Annotated in this window: 15 protein-coding genes and 3 tRNA genes; 13 read left to right on the forward strand and 5 right to left on the reverse strand. The window is 72.1% G+C overall.

Annotated features, from left to right (window positions below; all coding sequences use genetic code 11):
• Positions 1-1,129: ATP-binding protein (locus AB0I22_RS36020; RefSeq protein WP_363135240.1), on the reverse strand; the 1,129-nt coding region annotated here is incomplete at its 3' end.
• Positions 1,130-1,407: 278 nt separating this feature from the next.
• Here AB0I22_RS36020 and AB0I22_RS36025 point away from each other — a divergent pair.
• The 10 genes from AB0I22_RS36025 to AB0I22_RS36070 all read left to right on the forward strand — a co-directional run bounded on the left by AB0I22_RS36025 (position 1,408) and on the right by AB0I22_RS36070 (position 13,318).
• Positions 1,408-2,190, forward strand: a complete 783-nt coding sequence (locus AB0I22_RS36025) for a TSUP family transporter (protein WP_363135241.1) — start codon at positions 1,408-1,410, stop codon at positions 2,188-2,190.
• Between the two features lie 215 nt (positions 2,191-2,405).
• Complete coding sequence (locus tag AB0I22_RS36030; RefSeq protein WP_363135242.1) at positions 2,406-3,362, forward strand: hypothetical protein; 957 nt, start codon at positions 2,406-2,408, stop codon at positions 3,360-3,362.
• A complete protein-coding gene (gene cutA, locus AB0I22_RS36035; protein WP_363135268.1) occupies positions 3,359-3,748 on the forward strand; it encodes a divalent-cation tolerance protein CutA in 390 nt (129 codons plus the stop codon). The genes AB0I22_RS36030 and cutA overlap by 4 nt, the downstream gene beginning before the upstream one ends.
• 126 nt (positions 3,749-3,874) lie before the next feature.
• Entirely contained in the window at positions 3,875-4,855 is a 981-nt protein-coding gene (locus AB0I22_RS36040; RefSeq protein ID WP_363135243.1) for an adenosine deaminase, read from the forward strand.
• Positions 4,856-5,115: 260 nt separating this feature from the next.
• Positions 5,116-6,444 (forward strand): deoxyguanosinetriphosphate triphosphohydrolase, encoded by a 1,329-nt coding sequence (locus AB0I22_RS36045; RefSeq protein ID WP_363135244.1) that lies wholly within the window; start codon positions 5,116-5,118, stop codon positions 6,442-6,444.
• Between the two features lie 78 nt (positions 6,445-6,522).
• Positions 6,523-7,857, forward strand: coding sequence for an alkene reductase (locus AB0I22_RS36050; RefSeq protein WP_363135245.1), 1,335 nt, complete (start codon positions 6,523-6,525; stop codon positions 7,855-7,857).
• Between the two features lie 162 nt (positions 7,858-8,019).
• Positions 8,020-9,282 (forward strand): FAD-dependent oxidoreductase, encoded by a 1,263-nt coding sequence (locus AB0I22_RS36055; protein ID WP_363135246.1) that lies wholly within the window; start codon positions 8,020-8,022, stop codon positions 9,280-9,282.
• A gap of 10 nt (positions 9,283-9,292) precedes the next feature.
• Positions 9,293-9,811: a GNAT family N-acetyltransferase gene (locus AB0I22_RS36060; protein ID WP_363135247.1), complete on the forward strand. Its 519-nt coding sequence runs from the start codon at positions 9,293-9,295 to the stop codon at positions 9,809-9,811.
• A 160-nt stretch (positions 9,812-9,971) separates the two neighbouring features.
• The gene (gene dnaG / locus AB0I22_RS36065; RefSeq protein WP_363135248.1) at positions 9,972-11,882 is read left to right on the forward strand and encodes a DNA primase; all 1,911 of its coding nucleotides are present in this window, start codon (positions 9,972-9,974) and stop codon (positions 11,880-11,882) included.
• Between the two features lie 254 nt (positions 11,883-12,136).
• On the forward strand, positions 12,137-13,318 hold the full coding sequence (locus tag AB0I22_RS36070) for a sigma-70 family RNA polymerase sigma factor (protein WP_363135249.1): 1,182 nt from the start codon (positions 12,137-12,139) through the stop codon (positions 13,316-13,318).
• 7 nt (positions 13,319-13,325) lie between these two features.
• On the opposite strand, the gene AB0I22_RS36075 is transcribed toward AB0I22_RS36070, so the two are convergent.
• From AB0I22_RS36075 to AB0I22_RS36085, 3 genes are all read right to left on the reverse strand, one after another.
• Positions 13,326-14,438, reverse strand: a complete 1,113-nt coding sequence (locus AB0I22_RS36075; RefSeq protein ID WP_363135250.1) for a tetratricopeptide repeat protein — start codon at positions 14,436-14,438, stop codon at positions 13,326-13,328.
• A gap of 176 nt (positions 14,439-14,614) precedes the next feature.
• Entirely contained in the window at positions 14,615-16,066 is a 1,452-nt protein-coding gene (locus tag AB0I22_RS36080) for an FGGY family carbohydrate kinase (protein WP_363135251.1), read from the reverse strand.
• Positions 16,067-16,096: 30 nt separating this feature from the next.
• Entirely contained in the window at positions 16,097-16,396 is a 300-nt protein-coding gene (locus AB0I22_RS36085; RefSeq protein ID WP_363135269.1) for a YtxH domain-containing protein, read from the reverse strand.
• A gap of 268 nt (positions 16,397-16,664) precedes the next feature.
• Between AB0I22_RS36085 and AB0I22_RS36090 the strand changes: the two genes are divergently transcribed.
• From AB0I22_RS36090 to AB0I22_RS36100, 3 genes are all read left to right on the forward strand, one after another.
• Positions 16,665-16,737 (forward strand) — tRNA-Asn (locus tag AB0I22_RS36090).
• 5 nt (positions 16,738-16,742) lie between these two features.
• Positions 16,743-16,815: transfer RNA gene (locus AB0I22_RS36095), tRNA-Asn, on the forward strand.
• Between the two features lie 177 nt (positions 16,816-16,992).
• Positions 16,993-17,066: transfer RNA gene (locus AB0I22_RS36100), tRNA-Ile, on the forward strand.
• Between the two features lie 151 nt (positions 17,067-17,217).
• On the opposite strand, the gene AB0I22_RS36105 is transcribed toward AB0I22_RS36100, so the two are convergent.
• Positions 17,218-19,107, reverse strand: coding sequence for a tyrosine-type recombinase/integrase (locus tag AB0I22_RS36105; RefSeq protein WP_363135252.1), 1,890 nt, complete (start codon positions 19,105-19,107; stop codon positions 17,218-17,220).
• Positions 19,108-19,199: the final 92 nt, after the last annotated feature.

The raw sequence follows: 19,199 nt of genomic DNA on the forward strand, positions 1-19,199 counted from the left end.
GTACGGGGGCAGGCGCGGGTACGGAGGCGGACGCGGGTACGGGGGCAGGCGCGGGTACGGAGGCGGACGCGGGTACGGGGGCAGGCGCGGGTACGGACGTGGGCATCGCGGCCGGGCGCGGCGGGGCAACGACCGGAATCGGCTCCTCCAGCGTGGGCTCGGTCAGCAGCCGGTGCGGTATGAACACGACCACGCGCGTCCCTCCGTACGCGGACGCCGTCGACAGCTCCACCCCGAACCCCAGCTCCCGCGACCAGCGGCCCACGCACGCGAGCCCCAGCCGCGGCACCGCGCCCAGCTGTGCCAGGTCCAGTTCGTCGCGGAGCTGCGCGGTGGCCTGGCGCAGCACGTCCGGCGGCATGCCGAGCCCCGCGTCGTCGATCTCGATGACGGCCCCGGCGGCGACCTCCCGTACGGAGACGGCGACCTGGGTGCGGGAGGGGGAGAAGACCGTGGCGTTCTCCAGCAGTTCGGCCACGGCGTGCATGAGCCCCTCGACGGCGGGCGCCATCGCGTACAGCGACTGCCCGCCGTGCACGTCCACCCGCCCGAACTCCACGATCCGCGACTGCGCGCCGCGTACGCAGTCGAAGAGCGTGACGGGCCGGGTCTCGCGCCGGGCCGGCCAGATCCCGCACATCACGAGGAGCGTCTGGGCCTTGCGGGTCATCTGGGCGGCGGCGTGGTCGGCCTCCATGACCTGGGCCATCAGCGGGGCGTCGGAGACCTCGCGGCCGAGCCCGTCCAGTACTTGCTGCTGCACCGTCGCCATCGCGTGCACGTTCCTGGCCACCGACTCGAACGACGCCTGGACCGAATCGCGCAGCGAGCGCTCCCTGCGGGCCGCCTCGTCGAAGTCGGCCCGTACGGCCGCGAGCCGGGCCGCCTCGGCGGCGTGCCCCTCGGCCAGCTCCGTCAGGCGCGCGCAGTCGTCCGTGAGGCGCGCGGAACCGGCCGTGAGCCGCCCGTTGTCGGCCGAGAGGCGCCCGATGTCGGATCGGGCCGCCCGCAGCGCGCCGCGCAGCCGCAGCGCCCAGGCCGTGAGGAGCGCCGCGCAGATCACCAGCAGGGCCACGACGGCGACGGTGGCCACGGCGGCGGCACCGGTTACCGAGAACGCTTGGGTCATGGATTTCCTCGAACGGTGTACGGCGGAGGCAGCCAGGAGCCCGGGGGCGCGACCGTGGACCAGGGGATGAGAGGGATCAAGGCCGGCAAAATACTACTGATCAAGTGGACGAAATCGAGGGGCTGTCGGACAACTAGCGATGAAAACCAGCCATTAATCTTCCACTTGGCGTCAACGCGAGGTCAAGGAGGCTGTCTGGGTCCGGGCAGCGCCGAGGGTGAGATCACCCGGTATCGGGCCCGAAGTCGGGTTCGGCGGCGGCCCGTACGATCACGCCGGTGATCCATGACATATCCGTGACAACGCTGCTCCTGCTCTGCCTGGCCGCCGCCGCTGCCGGGTGGATCGACGCCGTGGTAGGCGGCGGGGGCCTCCTCCAACTCCCGGCGCTGCTCGTCGGCCTCCCGCACGTCGCCCCCGCGTACGTACTGGGCACCAACAAGGCCGTGGCGATCGTCGGCACCTCCGCCGCCGCCATCACCTTCACCCGCAAGGCCCCGCTGGACGTACGGACGGCGGTGCGCATCGGACTCGCCGCGGCGGGCGGCTCACTGGCCGGGGCGTTCTTCGCGGCAGGCATCGACAGCGCGGTGCTACGGCCGCTGATCATGGTCATCCTGCTGGCGGTCCTCGCCTTCGTGCTGCTGCGCCCCGCCTTCGGCACGGCCCCGGCGACGGGCCCCGCGACCCGCCGCCGGGTGCTGACCGCCATCCTCGTCGCGGGCCTCGGCATCGGCTTCTACGACGGGCTGATCGGACCCGGCACCGGAACCTTCCTGGTGCTGGCGCTCGTCGCGATCCTGCACATGGACCTCGTCACGGCCTCCGCGACCGCGAAGGTCGTCAACGTCTGCACCAACGTGGGCGCCCTGATCACCTTCTCCGTGCAGGGCACAGTGCTCTGGCAGCTCGCCGCGCCCATGGCCCTGTTCAACCTCATCGGCGGCGCGACGGGCGCGCGGATGGCGCTGAAGCGGGGCAGCGGATTCGTCCGGGTGGTGCTGGTCGTGGTCGTCGTCGGGCTGGTCGCCAAGCTCGGCTATGACCAGTGGGGCGGATGAGACCGCCGTGCCCGCCCGGACCACTGTTCCGCAGCCGTTCGCCGATTGTTGGGACGCAATCCGCCGGACGGGGCATGTACGAAAAGACGGTGAGGAAATCGTTTTGGTACGGGAGTGAACCAGGTGCGTACGGCTAGCCTGTCGGTGACCTTCCAGAAGCGGCGGGGGTGTACGTGCGTCTTTCCCGATGGAGCCGGGCCAGGTGGGGCCGGGCCGTGCTCGCGGGACTCTATGTCGTGACCCTCGCCGCGGCCGTGCCCAGACCGGACGGCGACGGCCGGGACGCCGACTGGACGAGCGCGAAGGCCCAGCGGTTCTGGGGACCCTCGCGGATGTCGGCCGCCACCCCGCCGCAGGATGAGTCGGACGACACCAAGAACGACGGAGAAAGCGGAGAAAACAGAGAAAGCGGAGAAAGCGGTGAAGGGGCGGCGGCCGGGGCCGACGACCCGGCCCAGCGCATCACGGGCAGCGCCCGCCACTTCGACGGAATCCCCACGGTCGGGGTCCTCTTCTATGTCGGCGACGACATGAGGAACCACCACTGCACGGCCAGCGTCGTGCACAGCCCCAAGGGCAACCTGCTGGTCACCGCCGGGCACTGCTCACTGGGCGACCAGGCCGCGTTCGTACCGGACTACCAGAAGGGCGAGGACCGGCAGCCGTACGGGGTGTGGGCCGTGGACCGCACCTTCACCGACCCGCGCCGGGACGACTACGGTGACGGCTCCGACCTCGACTTCGCCTTCGCCACCGTCAAGAGCAACGCCGAGGGCAAGCAGATCGAGGCCGTCACCGGCGCAAACGTCCTCTCCCGCACCCCCGGCTACGACAACCGCGTCACCGTCATCGGCTACCCCGACTCCGACGACGACCCGGCCGACCGCGCCATCCGCTGCACCGCCATGACCAGCCGCCTCAAGGACTACCGGCAGCTCCGCATGGACTGCGACGGCTTCTATTCGGGCACCTCGGGCAGCCCCTGGCTGGCACACTTCAACGAGAAGACGAAGACCGGCGAGCTGATCGGCGTGCTCGGCGGCCTCAACGGCGGCGGCCCGGACGGCGACGACGCGTCCAAGGTCTCCTACAGCCCGATCGACGACGACGAGATCTTCAAGCTCTACGACGACGCGGTGCACGACCGCGACCCCGACCGAGGAAGCGACTGACGGTGTCCGACCACGACCCTGACCCCGCCCCCGTACCCGGCGCCCGGTTCCTGGCCGTCCTGACCACCACCGACAGCGAGGCCGCCGCCCAGTCCCTGGCCCGCGGCGCCGTCGAGGCCAGGCTCGCGGCCTGCGCGCAGATCAGCTCGCCCATCGCCTCCGTGTACCGCTGGGAAGGCCGGGTCGAGACCGCCCGCGAGTGGCAGGTCCTGCTGAAGACGACGACCGCGCGGTACGAGGCCCTCGCGGCCCACATCCGCACCGCGCACGGCTACGACACCCCGGAGATCATCGCGACGCCGATCACCCACGGCGGCGCGGAGTACCTGGCGTGGGTGGCGTCCGAGGTGGAGCCGGCGGGGGAGCCGGGGGAGCCGGGAGCTTAGCCCCGGAGCCCGGGCGGCGCGCGGTCTCTGGTTACCCTGGGGGATTCCCTCCAGCCGCAGCAGCGGCAGCCCTCGTCCCGTCGCTGCGCAGACCAGCAGACCAGCAGAACAGGTGTGATCCTCCCCGTGCCCCCGATACCCAAAGCAGAGCTGCACCTCCACATCGAGGGCACGCTGGAACCGGAACTGGCCTTCGCGCTGGCCGCGCGCAACGGCGTCGAGCTGCCGTACCTCTCCGAGGCCGAGCTGCGCGCCGCGTACTCCTTCAGCGACCTCCAGTCCTTCCTGGACCTCTACTACGCGCTGATGGCGGTGCTCCGCACCGAGGACGACTTCGCGGACCTGGCCGACGCCTACCTGGCCCGCGCCCGCGCGCAGGGCGTCCGGCACGCGGAGATCTTCTTCGACCCGCAGGCGCACACCGCGCGCGGCCTGGAGATCGGCACCGTCATCGAGGGCCTGACCCGCGCGCTCGACGCCGCCCAGGAGACGCACGGCATCTCCACCCGCCTGATCATGTGCTTCCTGCGCGACGAGAGCGCCGAGTCGGCGCTGGCGACCTTCGAGGCCGCCCGCCCGTACCTGCACCGAATAGCCGCCGTCGGCCTCGACTCCGCCGAGGTCGGCAACCCGCCCTCGAAGTTCCGCGAGGTGTACGCGCGCGCCCGCGAGGCCGGCCTCAAGTGCGTCGCGCACGCGGGGGAGGAGGGCCCGCCCGCGTACGTATGGGAGGCGCTGGACATCCTCGGCGTGGACCGCGTCGACCACGGGGTGCGCTGCATGGAGGACGACGCGCTCGTCGCCCGCCTCGCCGCCGAGCGGACGCCGCTGACGCTGTGCCCGCTGTCGAACGTACGGTTGCGCGTCATCGACAAGCTGGCCGACCACCCGCTGCCCGCCATGCTCGACGCCGGCCTGCTGGTCACCGTCAACTCCGACGACCCCGCCTATTTCGGGGGCTACGCCGACGACAACTTCACCGGCGTACGGGACGCGCTCGGCCTCGACGACGAGACGCTGCGCACCCTGGCGCGCAACTCCTTCCACGCCTCGTTCCTGGACGAGGAGACCCGCGCGCGGTACCTCAAGGAGGTCGACGCGCACTGAGGCGAGGCACCTCAGGGGAGCCCGACGCGCAGTACTTCATGGAGCCCGACGCGCGCTGAGGAGCGGCGGTATACGGGCGGCGGCCGGGAGGGGCTGAATCCGGTCGTCATCCCCGCGCGGCGGCCCGGCGGCGCGCGCCCGCCGCCCCAGGGACGGACCGGCCCCCGGCGCCGCCGGGCGCGCGGGGACACCGCCGCGAACCGGACACCGCGCCGTGCACGCCGTCGCTCGTGTCACAGGCGGCGGTTACCGTCGGGGGTATGAACGGCACAGCGGGTACCGCGTCCGAAAATCCCGGCATCGGCGGATACGAACCGTCGGACCTGGAGCGGCGGGCGGCCGAGCCCGACAAGCGGCCGGGCCGCACCGCCTTCCAGCGCGACCGCGCGCGCGTGCTGCACTCCGCCGCGCTGCGCCGGCTCGCCGGGAAGACCCAGGTGGTCACGCCCGGCATCAGCGACCAGGCGTGGGACGCCAGCCCCCGTACGCGCCTGACGCACTCGCTGGAGTGCGCCCAGGTGGGCCGCGAGCTGGGCGCGGCGCTCGGCTGCGACCCCGACCTGGTGGAGGTGGCCTGCCTCGCGCACGACCTCGGCCACCCGCCGTTCGGCCACAACGGGGAGCAGGCGCTCAACGAGGTCGCCGAGGGCTGCGGCGGCTTCGAGGGCAACGCGCAGTCGCTGCGGCTGCTGGCCCGCCTCGAACCGAAACGGTTCACCACCGAACCCGGCAGCGGCGAACTGGTCAGCGTCGGCCTCAACCTCACCCGCGCCGCCCTGGACGCCGCCACCAAGTACCCCTGGGCGCGCGGCGGCCACCCCTCGGACCCCACCTCGCCGAAGTTCGGCGTCTACGCCGACGACGTGCCGGTCTTCGAATGGCTGCGCCAGGGCGCGCCCAAGGACGGCAAGAGCTTCGAGGCGCACGTCATGGACTGGTCCGACGACGTCGCGTACTCCGTGCACGACGTCGAGGACGGCCTGCACGCCGGCCACATCGACCCCAACTGCCTGCTCGCCGAGCCCGAACGGCGCGAGATCTTCGCCGTCGCCGCCGACCGGTACGCGCCCGGCGCCGACCCCGAAGAGCTGGCCGCCGCCCTCGACCGCCTCCTCGACCAGGAGTGGTGGCCGCACGGCTACGACGGAACGGCCGTCGCCCAGGCCCGCCTCAAGGACGCCGCCAGCCAGCTCATCGGCCGCTTCTGCCTCGCCGCCGAGGGCGCGACCCGCGCCGCGTACGGGCCGGGCCGCCTCACCCGCTACCGCGCCGAACTGGTCGTACCGCACGGCACCCGCCTCGAATGCGCCGTGCTGAAGGCCGTCGCCGACCGGTACGTGATGCAGCGCCCCGCCCAGCAGAAGCTCCGCGCCGACCAGCGCGTCGTCATCGCCGAACTCGCCGAGGCGCTGATCGCCCGCGCCCCCGACGGCCTCGACCCGCAGTTCCACTCCCTGTTCACGGCCGCGCCCGACGACACGGCCCGGCTGCGCGCCGTCATCGACCAGATCGCCGCCCTCACCGACGCCTCCGCCCGCTCCCTGCGCACCCGCCTCACCGGCTCCACCCGCTCCACGCCGAGGGGGTAGCCGTTCACCGGTCACCTTTCCGCGCCGCACTCCGTCAGCGTCACAGCACCGGAAACGACGCGACGAGGAGAACCCCCGATGAACCCGCACGACCAGCACACCGAACCCCACCGGCACCGGCCCCAGCCGCTGCTGCGGCCCACGCGCATCGGCGGTCTCCAACTCCCCAACCGGGTGGTGATGGCCCCGCTGACCCGGGCCCGCGCGACCAATGCGGACCTGACGCCGACGGACCTGCACGCCGCCTACTACGGTCAGCGCGCCACCGCCGGGCTGATCATCAGCGAAGGCGTCTGGGTCGGCGAACAGGCCATCGGCTTCGGCGGCGTCCCCGGCCTGTACACCGAACGGCAGGTCGCCGCGTGGAGCCGGGTCACCGGCCTCGTACACGCCCTGGGCGGCCGCATCGTGGCGCAGCTCTGGCACACCGGCGCCAACTCGCACCCCGATCACCTCGGGGGCGCGCTGCCCGCCGGACCCTCGGCGATCAACCCGCACGAGACGGTCCACACCCCGCACGGGCGCAAGGAGACCCTGACCCCGAGGGCGATGACCTCCGCGGACATCGCGCGCACGATCGCCGCGTACGGGGCCGCGGCCGGACGCGCGCGCCGCGCCGGGTTCGACGGCGTCGAGATCGCCGCCAACGGCGCCTATCTGCTCGCGCAGTTCCTCAACCGGCGGCTGAACCACCGCACCGACGGCTACGGCACGGACCCCGCCCGGCTGCTGCTCGACGTCGCCGACGCGGTGAGCGCCGCGTGGCGCGCGGACCGCGTCGGCGTGCGGCTGTCGCCGTACTGGACGGCCGCCGACCGGCCGCCGTCCAGCCCCTCGCACGGCGCGTATCCCTACACCGCGGACGCCCGTACCCTCGCCGACTACGACGCCGTCGTGGCCGAACTCGGCCGGCGCCGGGTGGGCTACCTCCACCTGCGCGGCCGTGCGCCGAGCCGCCCCGGCGCCGCCCCCGAGCGCGCCGAGTTCGCCCGCTACCGGCAGCTCTTCGACGGCCCGCTGATCGCCAACCACGGCTTCGACCGGGAGAGCGGCAACGCGATCGTCGAGGCGGGCGTCGCCGACGCCGTGTCCTTCGGCCGGGCCTTCATCGCCAACCCCGACCTCGTCAGCCGGTTCGCCCTGGGCCACGAGCCCGCCGCCGGGGACCGCTCCACCCACTACAGCGGCGCGGAGCGCGGCTACGTCGACTACCCGGCCTGGGCGGGGATGGGGCCCGACAAGGAGCCCGACAAGGGGTCCGACAAGGAGCGCTCCGGCGACCGGCGCGCGGGCCGGGGCGCCATGGCCTCGACGGGCCAGGACACCATGGCTCCGAGACGGGGCCGGCAGCCCGCGGAAGCGTGTTACGGCGGGCCGGGCGCACGGCTGTCACAGGGACCTGACACCCTGTAACCAGCAAGGGCCGGCGCATCGCCGTCCACCGTGTGTCATCGCTCTGAGCCGTCCGGCGCAGTCCCTCTTCCGGCATCACGCTCCGTGCGGGACGCTCGGCTTTGGCGATTGGGACCGGGGGGCGGAAAGCGCAGACGTACTGCGCGAGCTAGGAGGCACGAAGTGGTGGATGCACACCGGACGTTCGTCATCGTCGGAGGGGGCCTGGCCGGGGCCAAGGCCGCCGAAACCCTCCGATCGGAGGGTTTCACCGGCCGGGTGATACTGATCTGCGACGAACGCGAGCACCCTTATGAGCGCCCGCCGCTCTCCAAGGGCTACCTCATCGGCAACGAGGAGCGCGACAGCGTCTTCGTCCACGAGCCGTCCTGGTACGCGCAGGCCAACATCGAACTCCACCTCGGCCAGCCCGCAGTCCACCTCGACCGCGCCGCCAAGTCCCTACGCCTGGGCGACGGCACCAGCGTCCACTACGACCGGCTGCTGCTGGCCACCGGCGCCGAGCCCCGCCGCCTCGACGTCCCCGGCACCGACCTGGCCGGCGTCCACCACCTGCGCCGACTCGCCCACGCCGAGCGGCTGCGCGGCGTGCTCGCCTCCCTCGGCCGCGACAACGGCCACCTCGTCATCGCCGGAGCGGGCTGGATCGGGCTCGAAGTCGCCGCCGCCGCCCGCTCGTACGGCGCCGAGGTGACCGTCGTCGAGTCCGAGCCGACACCGCTGCACACCGTCCTCGGCCCCGAGCTCGGCGCGCTCTTCACCGACCTGCACCGCGAACACGGCGTGCGCTTCCACTTCGGCTCCCGGCTCACCGAGATCGTCGGCCAGGACGGGCTGGTGCTCGCCGTCCGCACCGACGACGGCGAGGAGCACCCCGCCCACGACGTCCTCGCCGCCATCGGGGCCGCCCCGCGCACCTCCCTCGCCGAGGGCGCGGGCCTGGAGCTGGCCGACCGCACGGGCGGCGGCGGCATCGCCGTGGACGCCGCGCTGCGCACCAGCGATCCGGACATCTTCGCGGCGGGCGACGTCGCCGCCGCCGAACACCCCCTGCTCGACTCCCGGCTCCGCGTCGAGCACTGGGCCAACGCGCTCAACAGCGGCCCCGCCGCCGCCCGCGCCATGCTCGACCAGGACGTCTCGTACGACCGGGTGCCGTACTTCTTCTCCGACCAGTACGACGTCGGCCTCGAATACTCCGGCTACGCGCCGCCCGGCTCGTACGACCAAGTGGTCTGCCGCGGCGACGTCTCCAAGCGCGAGTTCATCGCCTTCTGGCTCAAGGAAGGCCGGCTGCTCGCCGGCATGAACGTCAACGTCTGGGACGTCACCGACCCCATCCAGCAGCTCATCCGCACCGGCGCCCACCCCGACCCGGAGGCCCTCGCCGACCCGGGGGTCCCGCTGGCCTCGCTGCTGCAATAGCTTGGGGCCCATGACCATCCGTACAGCAGTGGTGCCGGTCGCGGAGATCTTCGAGCTGCGCCGCTCGGTGCTGCGGCCGGGGCTGCCGCCGGAGGCCGCCGTCTTCCCCGAGGACGGCGACCCCGGCCGTAGTTTCCACGTCGCCGCGTACGACGAGGACGGCGCCGTACGGGGCTGCGCCACCTTCCTTCCGGAGCCGCTGCCGGACGGGGCGGGGGGCGTTGATGGGGCTGGTGGCGTTGATGGTGCCGGTGGTGCTGGCGGCGCGGGTGACGCTGACGGCGCCGGGCGCGCGTACCGCTTCCGCGGCATGGCCAGCGATCCGGCCGTCCGCGGCCTCGGCTACGGCGTCGCCGTGCTGCGGGCGGGCCTCGCGGAGGCCGCGGCCCGCGGCGCGGAGACCGTCTGGTGCAACGGCCGCACCTCGGCGCGCGGTTTCTACGAGCACCAGGGCTTCACCGTCGTCGGTGAGGAATTCGTCATCGAGTCCGTCGGCCCGCACCTCGTCTTCATGATCAAGGTCGGTTGATCCGGGGTTGAACGGCGGAACGGCGGAACGGCGGAATGGCGGAACGGTGGGGTGGAGGCCCGACCACTCGGGCCGGGCGGGGACCCGAGCCACCGTGGCGAGCAGCGGCCGAGGGGCCCGGCGGTTCGGGAGTGTCGGACCCCGGCCGTAGACTTCACGCGTGGCAGGCAGGATCAACGATGACGATGTGAAGGCGGTCCGGGACGCGGTCCCGATCGACGCCGTGGTCTCCGAGTACCTCCAGCTGCGCAACGCGGGCGGCGGCAACCTGAAGGGCCTCTGCCCCTTCCACGACGAAAAGTCGCCGTCGTTCCAGGTCAGCCCGTCCAAGGGGCTCTTCTACTGCTTCGGCTGCCAGGAGGGCGGGGACACCGTCGACTTCGTCATGAAGATCGACCACCTCTCCTTCGCCGAGACCATCGAGCGGCTCGCCGGCCTGGCCGGCATCACCCTGCGCTACGAGGAGGGCGGCTACACCCCCGGCCGCCAGCAGGGCGAGCGCATCCGCTTCGTCGAGGCGCACCGGGCCGCGGCCCTCTACTACGTAGAACAGCTCGACAGCCCCGAGGCCGAGATCGGCCGGAAGTTCCTCGCGAGCCGCGGCTTCGACCAGGCCGCCGCCCAGCACTTCGGCGTCGGCTACAGCCCCGCCGGCTGGGACCACCTCACCCGCTTCCTGCGCGGCAAGGGCTTCAGCGACAAGGAGCTGATCCTCTCCGGGCTCGCCCAGGAGAGCCGCGGCGGCCGCCCCATCGACCGCTTCCGCGGCCGGCTGATGTGGCCCATCCGCGACATCACCGGCGAGTGCATCGGCTTCGGCGCCCGCAAGCTCCGCGACGACGACAACGGCCCCAAATACCTCAACACCCCCGAGACCCCGCTCTACAAGAAGTCGCATGTGCTCTACGGCATCGACCTCGCCAAGAAGGACATCGCCAAGACCAGCCGCGCCGTCGTCGTCGAGGGCTATACGGACGTCATGGCCTGCCACCTCGCGGGCGTCACCACCGCCATCGCCACCTGCGGCACCGCCTTCGCGGGCGACCACATCAAGATCCTCCGCCGGCTGCTGATGGACAACGCGAGCGCCGAGGTCGTCTTCACCTTCGACGGCGACGCGGCCGGTCAGAAGGCCGCCCTGCGGGCCTTCGAGGACGACCAGAAGTTCGCCGCCGAGACGTCCATCGCCATCACGCCGGGCGGCATGGACCCCTGCGAGCTGCGCCTCGCCGAGGGCGACGAGTCCGTGCAGCGGCTGGTGGAGTCCCGTACCCCGCTCTTCGCCTTCGCGATCCGGCAGGTCGTCGGCCGGCACAACCTCGACACCGCCGAGGGCCGGGCCGCCGCCCTCGAAGCCGCCGCGCCCATCGTCGCGGGCATCAAGAACAGCTCCATCCAGCATGAGTACGCGGTGTCGCTCGCCGGCATGCTCGGCATCCTCGACACCCAGTTCGTGGTCCGCCGGGTCGGCCAGCTCGCCCGCTGGGCCCGCGAGCGCGGCCAGCGCCCCGGCGCCGACCAGGGCGGCCGTACGCACCGCGGCGCCCCGCCCGCACCGCAGGCCGCCTCCGCCCAGCCCGTCCAGCGCGGCCCGGCGCTCAACCTGCGCAGCCCCGCCCACCGCACCGAGCGCGAACTGCTCAAGCTGGCCCTCCAGCGCCCCGAGCTGGTCGCCCCCGCCTTCGACGCGTACGGCGAGGACGAGTTCACCGCCGATCCGTACGTGGCCGTGCGCCGCACCATCGAGGAGGCCGGGGGAGTGACCCAGGCCGCCGACGACTACCTCGCGCGCGTGCGCGAGGCGGCCCCCGACAACACCGTGCGCGCCATGGTCACCGAGCTGGCCGTGGAGGCGATCCACAGCCGCACCGTCGACGAGGCGTACGCGGGCGTCCAACTGGTGCAGGTCCGGCTGCGGGCCGTGGAGCGCCGCGTCGCGGAGGTGACGGCGAGCATGGTGCGCCTCGGCGCCCAGGCCGCCCCGGACCACTTGGCCGCCGTGCAGAACGAGCTGTGGGTCCTCCAGCAGTACGGCCGGGCGCTGCGCGAGCGCGGCGCGGACGCGCTCTAGGCCGGTCCCAGGCCGATTCCAGGTCGGCTCCAGGCCGACGCGAGCGCGCTCCAGGCCGAGACGCAAGGCGCGGGGGCGCGGGGCGCGAGACACCAAGACACATTCAGAGGTGCCCGCGCCCGGGGCCGTCCCGTTCCGTTCCGCTCAGCGAGAGGCGCGCCCCCGCGCTGTAGCCGACCGGTCACGCAACGGACCCAGAAAGTGCGCGCACGCCCCTCGTAGCGGGAGTGTGTCGTGCCCCACACTGGCTTGTGGTGCCTGAGTCCTCGGAGCGCGGGTCCGGTCCATCGAATCCGGAGTCCCCCGCGGAGCCGCTCTTGATGTCCGGGACGGACGGCGGCTCGGCCGCAACCGTGCCCGATCCTTCTGCCGCCCGAGCAGCGATCACCCTGGAGGTCGCCCCCGTGCAGACCCAGACCCTGACCGACGCGGCACCGGCCGTCGTGCGACAGGCCGACCCGCCCGCGTCCGAGATGTTCGGTGAGGAAGCGCTGCCCGATCCCCCAGCACGGCCCGACACCAGTGGACCTTCCTCCGACCTGTTCCGCCAGTACCTCCGCGAGATCGGCCGCATCCCCCTGCTCACCGCCGCCGAGGAGGTCGAGCTGGCCCGCAGCGTCGAGGCGGGGCTGTTCGCCGAGGAGCGGCTCGGCAGCGCATCCGACCTAGACTCGCAACTCGCCCTGGATCTCGACAAGTTGGTGGTGCTGGGCCGGATGGCCAAGCGCCGCCTCATCGAGGCCAACCTCCGCCTCGTCGTCTCCGTCGCCAAGCGCTACGTCGGCCGCGGGCTGACCATGCTCGACCTCGTGCAGGAGGGCAACCTCGGCCTCATCCGCGCCGTCGAGAAGTTCGACTACGCGCGCGGCTACAAGTTCTCGACCTACGCGACCTGGTGGATCCGGCAGGCCATGTCCCGCGCACTGGCCGACCAGGCTCGTACGATCCGGGTCCCGGTCCATGTCGTCGAGCTGATCAACCGCGTCGTGCGCGTCCAGCGCCGGATGCTCCAGGAGCGCGGCTGCGAACCCACCCCCGACGAGGTGGCCGCCCACCTCGACCTCACCGGGGAGCGGGTCACCGAGGTGCTGCGCCTCGCCCAGGAGCCCGTATCGCTGCACGCGCCCGTGGGCGAGGAGGACGATGTCGCGCTCGGCGACCTCATAGAGGACGGCGACGCGGCGTCCCCCGTCGAATCGGCGGCGTTCCTGCTGCTGCGCGAGCACCTCGAAGCGGTCCTCTCCACGCTCGGCGAGCGCGAGCGCAAGGTCGTGCAGCTCCGCTACGGACTGGCCGACGGCCGCCCCCGCACCCTGGAGGAGATCGGCCGGATCTTCGGGGTCACTCGCGAACGCATCCGCCAGATCGAGTCCAAGACCCTCAACAAGCTCCGCGACCACGCCTTCGCCGACCAGCTCCGCGGCTACCTGGACTGACCGCCGGTCAGCCCACCGCGACGGGCCCGTCGACGACACCGCCATCGACTGTGCCGCTTGGGAGACTTCGGACGCTTTCGACGCCCTCGGCGCCCCCGGCATCCTCGCCATTCGACACCTCGGCCCGGAACCTCTCCACCATCTCCCGGGCGTGATGCAGCCCGATACGGTCGAACGTCCGGTGCAGCTCGTCGAGGTTCTGCCGGGTCAGCTCCGGGCAACGCCCCATGCGGGAGCGCGTCTTGACCAGCCCCAGCCGGGCCAGTGACTCGCCGCGCGGCTCGCGCATGGCGTGGAAGCGGCGCTCGGCGTCGGCGTACGCCTCCTCGGCCTCGGCGTACCGTTCGGCGCGGAAGAGGACGTTCCCGCGCATCTTGAGGTTGTAGGCGAGCGCGCCCGCCAGATTCAGTTCCGCGCAGATCTCCGCCGCCCGCGACAGCAGTGCGAGCGCGCGCCCGGTCTCGCCGCGCACCGACAGCACGTCCGCGACACCGCGCAGCGCCCAGGCGTGGCCGCGCGCGTCGTGCGCGGTCTCGGCTATCCGCGCCGCCTCCTCGAACTGGGCGAGCGCCGTGTCGTACGCGCCGGTGTTGCGGTTCATCTGCGCGATGCCCTCCAGCGCCCACACCGTGTGCCGCGCCTCGCCGTGCGCACGCGCCTCGGCCAGTAACCGCTCGTGCAGTTCGGTGACGGCCGCGTAGTCGCCCTGTATGCGGCCGGTCTCCGCGAGCCCGGCGAGCGCGTATCCGCGCGCGGTGCGGTCCCCGCCCCGGGCGGCCAGCTCGGCGGAGGCGGCCAGCAGGCGGCGGGCGAGCCGCAGCGTGCCGCACTGCCGGGCCAGCGTCCCGCCGCTCCACAGCGCCCAGGCCATCGCCGCCGGGTCCTCGGCGGCGCGCGCCCGGCGGTAGCTGTCCCGCCAGGCGCGCCCAGCCTCCTCGACCCGCCCCAGCCGCCGGTTGGCCTCGGCCGCCGCGAGGCAGGCCCGCGCCCGTTCGAGATCCGTCCCGGCCCGCCGCAGTTCCTCGGCGGCGAGGGCGAGCACTTCCTCGTAGGAGGAGTTGACGGACAGTCGGGAGCCGAGGGCTCCTTGGTACTCGGGGGCGAACGCCTTGCCGTACATAGGGGCCCGTCTTCCTGGTCGCCGCGGTTGACGATCAAGAAGGTATCGGCGCGAGGGGGCGGGCGAATCCGCCCCAATGCTGGTCATCGGGTCCGTCTTAGGTGGACGGCGGGGGGCCCGCCGTCCACCTTGAGATGTACGGGATATGCGAACGCGATGTGTGAGGCGTGTGGAGGCTACGCCTGCCCGTCGGCCTGCTGCCCGTCCCCGAACGCGCCCGGATGGATCTGCTCGCGGACCGCCGCGTACTGCTGGCGCACCGCCTGCCCCACCGCCAACTCCTCGCCCGGATCGAAGACTTCACTGGCGGCGGCCGGCCAGCGCGGCGGCTCGTGCGACGAGAGCGTGCCCTGCTGCGCGCCCAGCGCCCACGCCGCCTGCCGGGCCGCGCCGATCGCCGTGTAGTCCGCCGGCTGCGGAACGATGACCTGCGCGCCGAAGAGCGCGGGCGCCAACGCCCGTACGGCCGGCAGCCCGGCCGCCGCGCCCAGCAGGAACACCCGCCGCACCTCGACGCCCCGGCTGCGCAGCACGTCCAGCGCGTCCGTCAGCCCGCACAGCATCCCTTCGAAGGCGGCCCGCGCCAGGTGCTCCGGCTTCATGCTCTCGCGCCGCAGCCCCGCCAATGTGCCTGCGGTGTGCGGCAGATGGGGCGTCCGCTCGCCTTCCAGGTAGGGGAGCAGGACGAGCCCGGACGAGCCGGGGGTGGAGGTGAGGGCCAGTTCCGAGAGCCCGTCGAGGTCGGTGCCGAGCAGTTCGGCGGTGCCGCGCAGCGCCCGTACGGCGTTGAGCGTGTGCACTACGGGCAGGTGCATGCCGGTCGCGTCGGCGAAGGAGGTGATGGTGCCGGTCGAGTCCACCAGCGCCTCGTGGTGTACGGAGAAGACCGAGCCGGAGGCGCCCAGCGAGATCACCGCGTCGCCGGGACCGACGCCGAGCCCGAAGGCCGCCGCCATGGTCTCGCCGGTGCCCGCGGAGATCAGCAGCCCCTCGGGGGTGTGCCCGGCGGGCTCGCACGGGCCGAGGACCTCCGGCAGGGCGGCCGAGTGCCCCAGCGCCAGCTCCACCAGATCCGGCCGCCACTGTCCGGTCGCCGCCGACCAGTAGCCCGTGCCGGAGGCGGCGCCCCGGTCCGTGGTCCGCCGCACCGGCCGCCCCAGCAACTGCCACACCAGCCAGTCGTGCGGCTGCAGCAGCATCGCTGCCCGCTTCGCGGCCTCCGGCTCGTTGCGCGCCAGCCAGCGCAGCTTGGCGATCGGCTGCCCCGCCTGCGGCACCGCCCCGACGGCCTGCGCCCACGCCGCGCGCCCGCCCAGAGCGTCGGTGAGATCGGCGGCAGCCGACTGCACCCGTTTGTCGTTGCCGAGCATGGCAGGGCGTACGAGCACCCCGCCGGCGTCCAGCGCGAGCAGCCCTTGCTGCTGCGCGGAGACCCCGATGGCCTGCACACCCTCCAGCAGACCGCCCGCGGCGGCCTCGCCCAGTGACATCAGCCACGCCTGCGGGTCCCCGTCGGAGTCGGCGGGGTGCGGCGCGTACCCCTGCTTCAGCACGGCGCCCGTGTCCGTATCGCAGACGACGATGCGCGTGCTCTCGGAAGAACTGTCCAATCCGGCGACTATGCCCATGGGGCTCGATTTTGCCCTATGGCCCGAGCGTCACGTGTTGCTGGTGCCCCAGTCGTCGTCAGCCGGGGTCCGCTGCTCCCGCAGCGAGCGCATCCGCTCGGTCACCGAGCCCGGCAGCCGGTCGCCGACCTTCGCACCGACCACGCCGGCCGCCTTGGCGGCGGCGGCCCTGCCGTTCTGCGCGGCGGACTCGGCGGTATTGCGCACCGCCGGGTTCTGCGCGACCCGCTGCGCGGCCTTGCGCAGCTGCTCGTACCGTTCGCGTCCGGCCCGCGTGCCGAGCACGTACCCGACGATTGCTCCGGTGAGGAATGTCAGCCGGTAGCGCATCGCTCCACCCTTCTTCGCGTTCTTCGCGTCGAACCGCATTCGATCATGCCCGGGACCACGCTCCGGGCTCTTCCCGTCCGTCCCGTCGCAGGTTCCGGACCACGACGACCCGCGTCGGCGGTGCTGCGCGCCTACCCGTCGCTCCCGTAGGTCACTCACGGGATACCGATTGGCGGAGCACCCCCCTGCTTGCGCTAATGTATGTGTCGCAGCGAACGCACGCCGTCCGGGAGCCCGGACCCGGGTGCATTCGAGGCACACAGCGCAATCCCCTGTAGCTCAATTGGCAGAGCAGCCGGCTGTTAACCGGCAGGTTACTGGTTCGAGTCCAGTCGGGGGAGCGCGGTCCCCTGTAGCTCAATTGGCAGAGCATTCGGCTGTTAACCGGAGGGTTACTGGTTCGAGTCCAGTCGGGGGAGCAGAGCGAAGAGGACCCCTCCGGGGTCCTTTTTCGTATGCCGTGGAACCGTCGCGGGGGCGATCGGCATCCTCAAGGACAGGCTGGTCACACGTTGCGGACCCTCAGGAGCAGCAGATCGTATGACCGGCTATGCTGCGGCAGACGGCGCGCACAGATGTACGCGACGCGCCGTTACGGGGCGGTAGCTCAGCCGGTTAGAGCAGCGGACTCATAATCCGCCGGCCGTGGGTTCGAGTCCCACCCGCCCCACCGCTTCTTCGTGGTGCAGAAACGTTCTGACCTGCGGAAACGTCACAGCGAGGGCCGCCACAGAAACCGTGGCGGCCCTTCCTTCTGCCTCAAACCAAGATCCAGGGGACACACAGGGGACACGGGGGCGGTCCGGGGGACGGAGGGGCCCTCACGCCGCCTTCCGACGCCTGTGCGAGCTTCGGCGGGCGGACCTCCCCGTTGTCGGTGGCAGGCCCCGCGGCAATGTCCAACCGCCCAGGTCCGGAGACTCGGAGCGGGCGATCGTGAAGCGCGTGAGAGAGAAGTCCATCCGCTGTTCCTCCGGGTACTGATCGTTGAAGTTCTCGACCCGGACCAGCTCCAGGTTGTGCGAGGTGCAGTAGTCGCGTATCCACTTCACGGTTCCGTTGGCGGTGTCGTCCTGGCCGCGGCCGGCGAGAGCGATCATGCCGAGGAGGCCGGAGCCCGGTTGGATCTGGGCTCCGGCGTGCCAGGTACCGTCCGGCTGTCGTGCGCCGTGGGCGAAGAAGACGGCGATGTCGCCTTGCCAGGCCGTCTCGGGGATCTCCAGTGGTGTGCGCACGTCGAAGGGGATATCGCGGGGCACGACCGCCATGACCGACTCGGCCTCGGCCCGCAGCATCTCGGGCAGGACGCTGGTGTAGGTGTCGGAGGTGATCTGGCGCGAGGAGTGGCCCAGCTTCTCCTGGACGACCTTGATGTCGTGTCCGGCGAGCAGGGACAGGGTGGCGGCGAGGTGGCGCAGGTCGTGGAGGCGGACCGGTGGCAGGCCGGACAGCTCCACGAGGCGGGTGAAGCGCCTGGATATCCAGTCGGGGTGCAGTTCCTCGCCGTTCTCGTGCGTCCATACCCGGCCGCTCTCGACGTAGGCGTCGCCCCACTCGCGGCGTTTTTGCGCCTGCTTCGTGCGGAAGGCGGCCAGGTTGTCGCCGGATTCCAGGCTCAGGGAGAGGGTTCGGACGCTGTCGGCCTTCGGTGCTTCGCCGTACAGCTCGTAGGCGACCTCCACGATCTGCTGGGAGATTCGTAGCCAGAGGGCGTCCAGGCTGACCTCGGCCCAGGGCAGCGCGGCCATCTCGCCGCGGCGGGGGCCGAGGAAGATGAAGCTGTGCCATAGCTCGTAGAGCCAGTCGTCTGCGGTGAAGTCGAGGAACTGGCCGGTGAGATCCGGTGTCCAGACCATGACCGGGCCGGGCTTCTCGCCGGTGCGCTTCCAGTGCTCGACGCGCTCGGGTGTCCAGACGAGCGGCTTCGGCCGGGTGACCGGTGGCAGCTCCACGAGCTGTGCCCAGTGCCTGGAGAAGGCTTGCTCGCGCTTGATCCCCCAGGAGAGGGCCGAGCTGAGGGTGTCGTTGATGCGGTGCATGGTGGCGGCGGAGGTGGTCTTGCGCAGCCCCTTCTTGCCCTCGCGGAGAGCGACGTTCGCGTCGAGGAAGGCTCGGCGGGTGGCGCGGCGCTCCTCCCTCTTGGCGTAGCCCGCCGTCTTCACCCAGGCTCGGCGCGCGTCGGCACGGTCCTGCTGGAGCTGATCGACGCGCAGGCGGTGGAGGATCCGCTTGGCGTTCTCCTTCTCGATCGCGTTGTACATCTTGTCGAGGTGGCGGGCTTTGAGGTCGCGTCGCTTGATGTGCCCGAGGTGGGGCAGCAGGTAGTTGGTGATGTGCTCCTCGTAGCCGTGGCGGGTTGTGCGGGCCAGCGACTTCTTCGCCTCGATCCAGCGGAGGAAGAAGTCTGCGCACTTTTCGTCGGAGAGCACGTCGGTACCGCCCGAGGCGGCGTCGTACAGTTCCTTCGCCTTCGTCTTGGCGTCGTCCAGTTTCGTGAAGCCGCCACGGCGCACACGTGCGCGCTTGCCGCCTTCGTCGGGCTCGGCCTCGAAGTAGAAGTACCAGGTGCCGTGGCCCTTTCCGCGCTTTGGGCACGTCAGCCCGATGTCCCCGATCTTCGGTGTGCCGTCGGCATCGAAGACCGGATTGCCCTCCTTGTCCTTAAGCGGCCCCCGGCACTGGCATCGCCGGTAGTAGCTCGGCTCGAACATCCGACCCCCTGCTGGCTGGCTGTGGAGGCCAGCCGTGATCGTCCGTACGTCTCCGTACGTGTCTTGTGCTGTCTCCCACGATCTTGCGGGGG

The sequence above is a fragment of the Streptomyces sp. NPDC050610 genome (assembly GCF_040654875.1).
Classification (GTDB): Bacteria; Actinomycetota; Actinomycetes; order Streptomycetales; family Streptomycetaceae; genus Streptomyces.

Coding starts and splice junctions, on each gene's coding strand:
- AB0I22_RS36045 (WP_363135244.1), top strand. CDS start 5,116: ATGAACGGCACAGCGGGTACCGCGTCCGAAAATCCCGGCATCGGCGGA.
- AB0I22_RS36075 (WP_363135250.1), bottom strand. CDS start 14,438: ATGTACGGCAAGGCGTTCGCCCCCGAGTACCAAGGAGCCCTCGGCTCC.
- AB0I22_RS36080 (WP_363135251.1), bottom strand. CDS start 16,066: ATGGGCATAGTCGCCGGATTGGACAGTTCTTCCGAGAGCACGCGCATC.
- AB0I22_RS36050 (WP_363135245.1), top strand. CDS start 6,523: ATGAACCCGCACGACCAGCACACCGAACCCCACCGGCACCGGCCCCAG.
- AB0I22_RS36060 (WP_363135247.1), top strand. CDS start 9,293: ATGACCATCCGTACAGCAGTGGTGCCGGTCGCGGAGATCTTCGAGCTG.
- AB0I22_RS36085 (WP_363135269.1), bottom strand. CDS start 16,396: ATGCGCTACCGGCTGACATTCCTCACCGGAGCAATCGTCGGGTACGTG.
- AB0I22_RS36105 (WP_363135252.1), bottom strand. CDS start 19,107: ATGTTCGAGCCGAGCTACTACCGGCGATGCCAGTGCCGGGGGCCGCTT.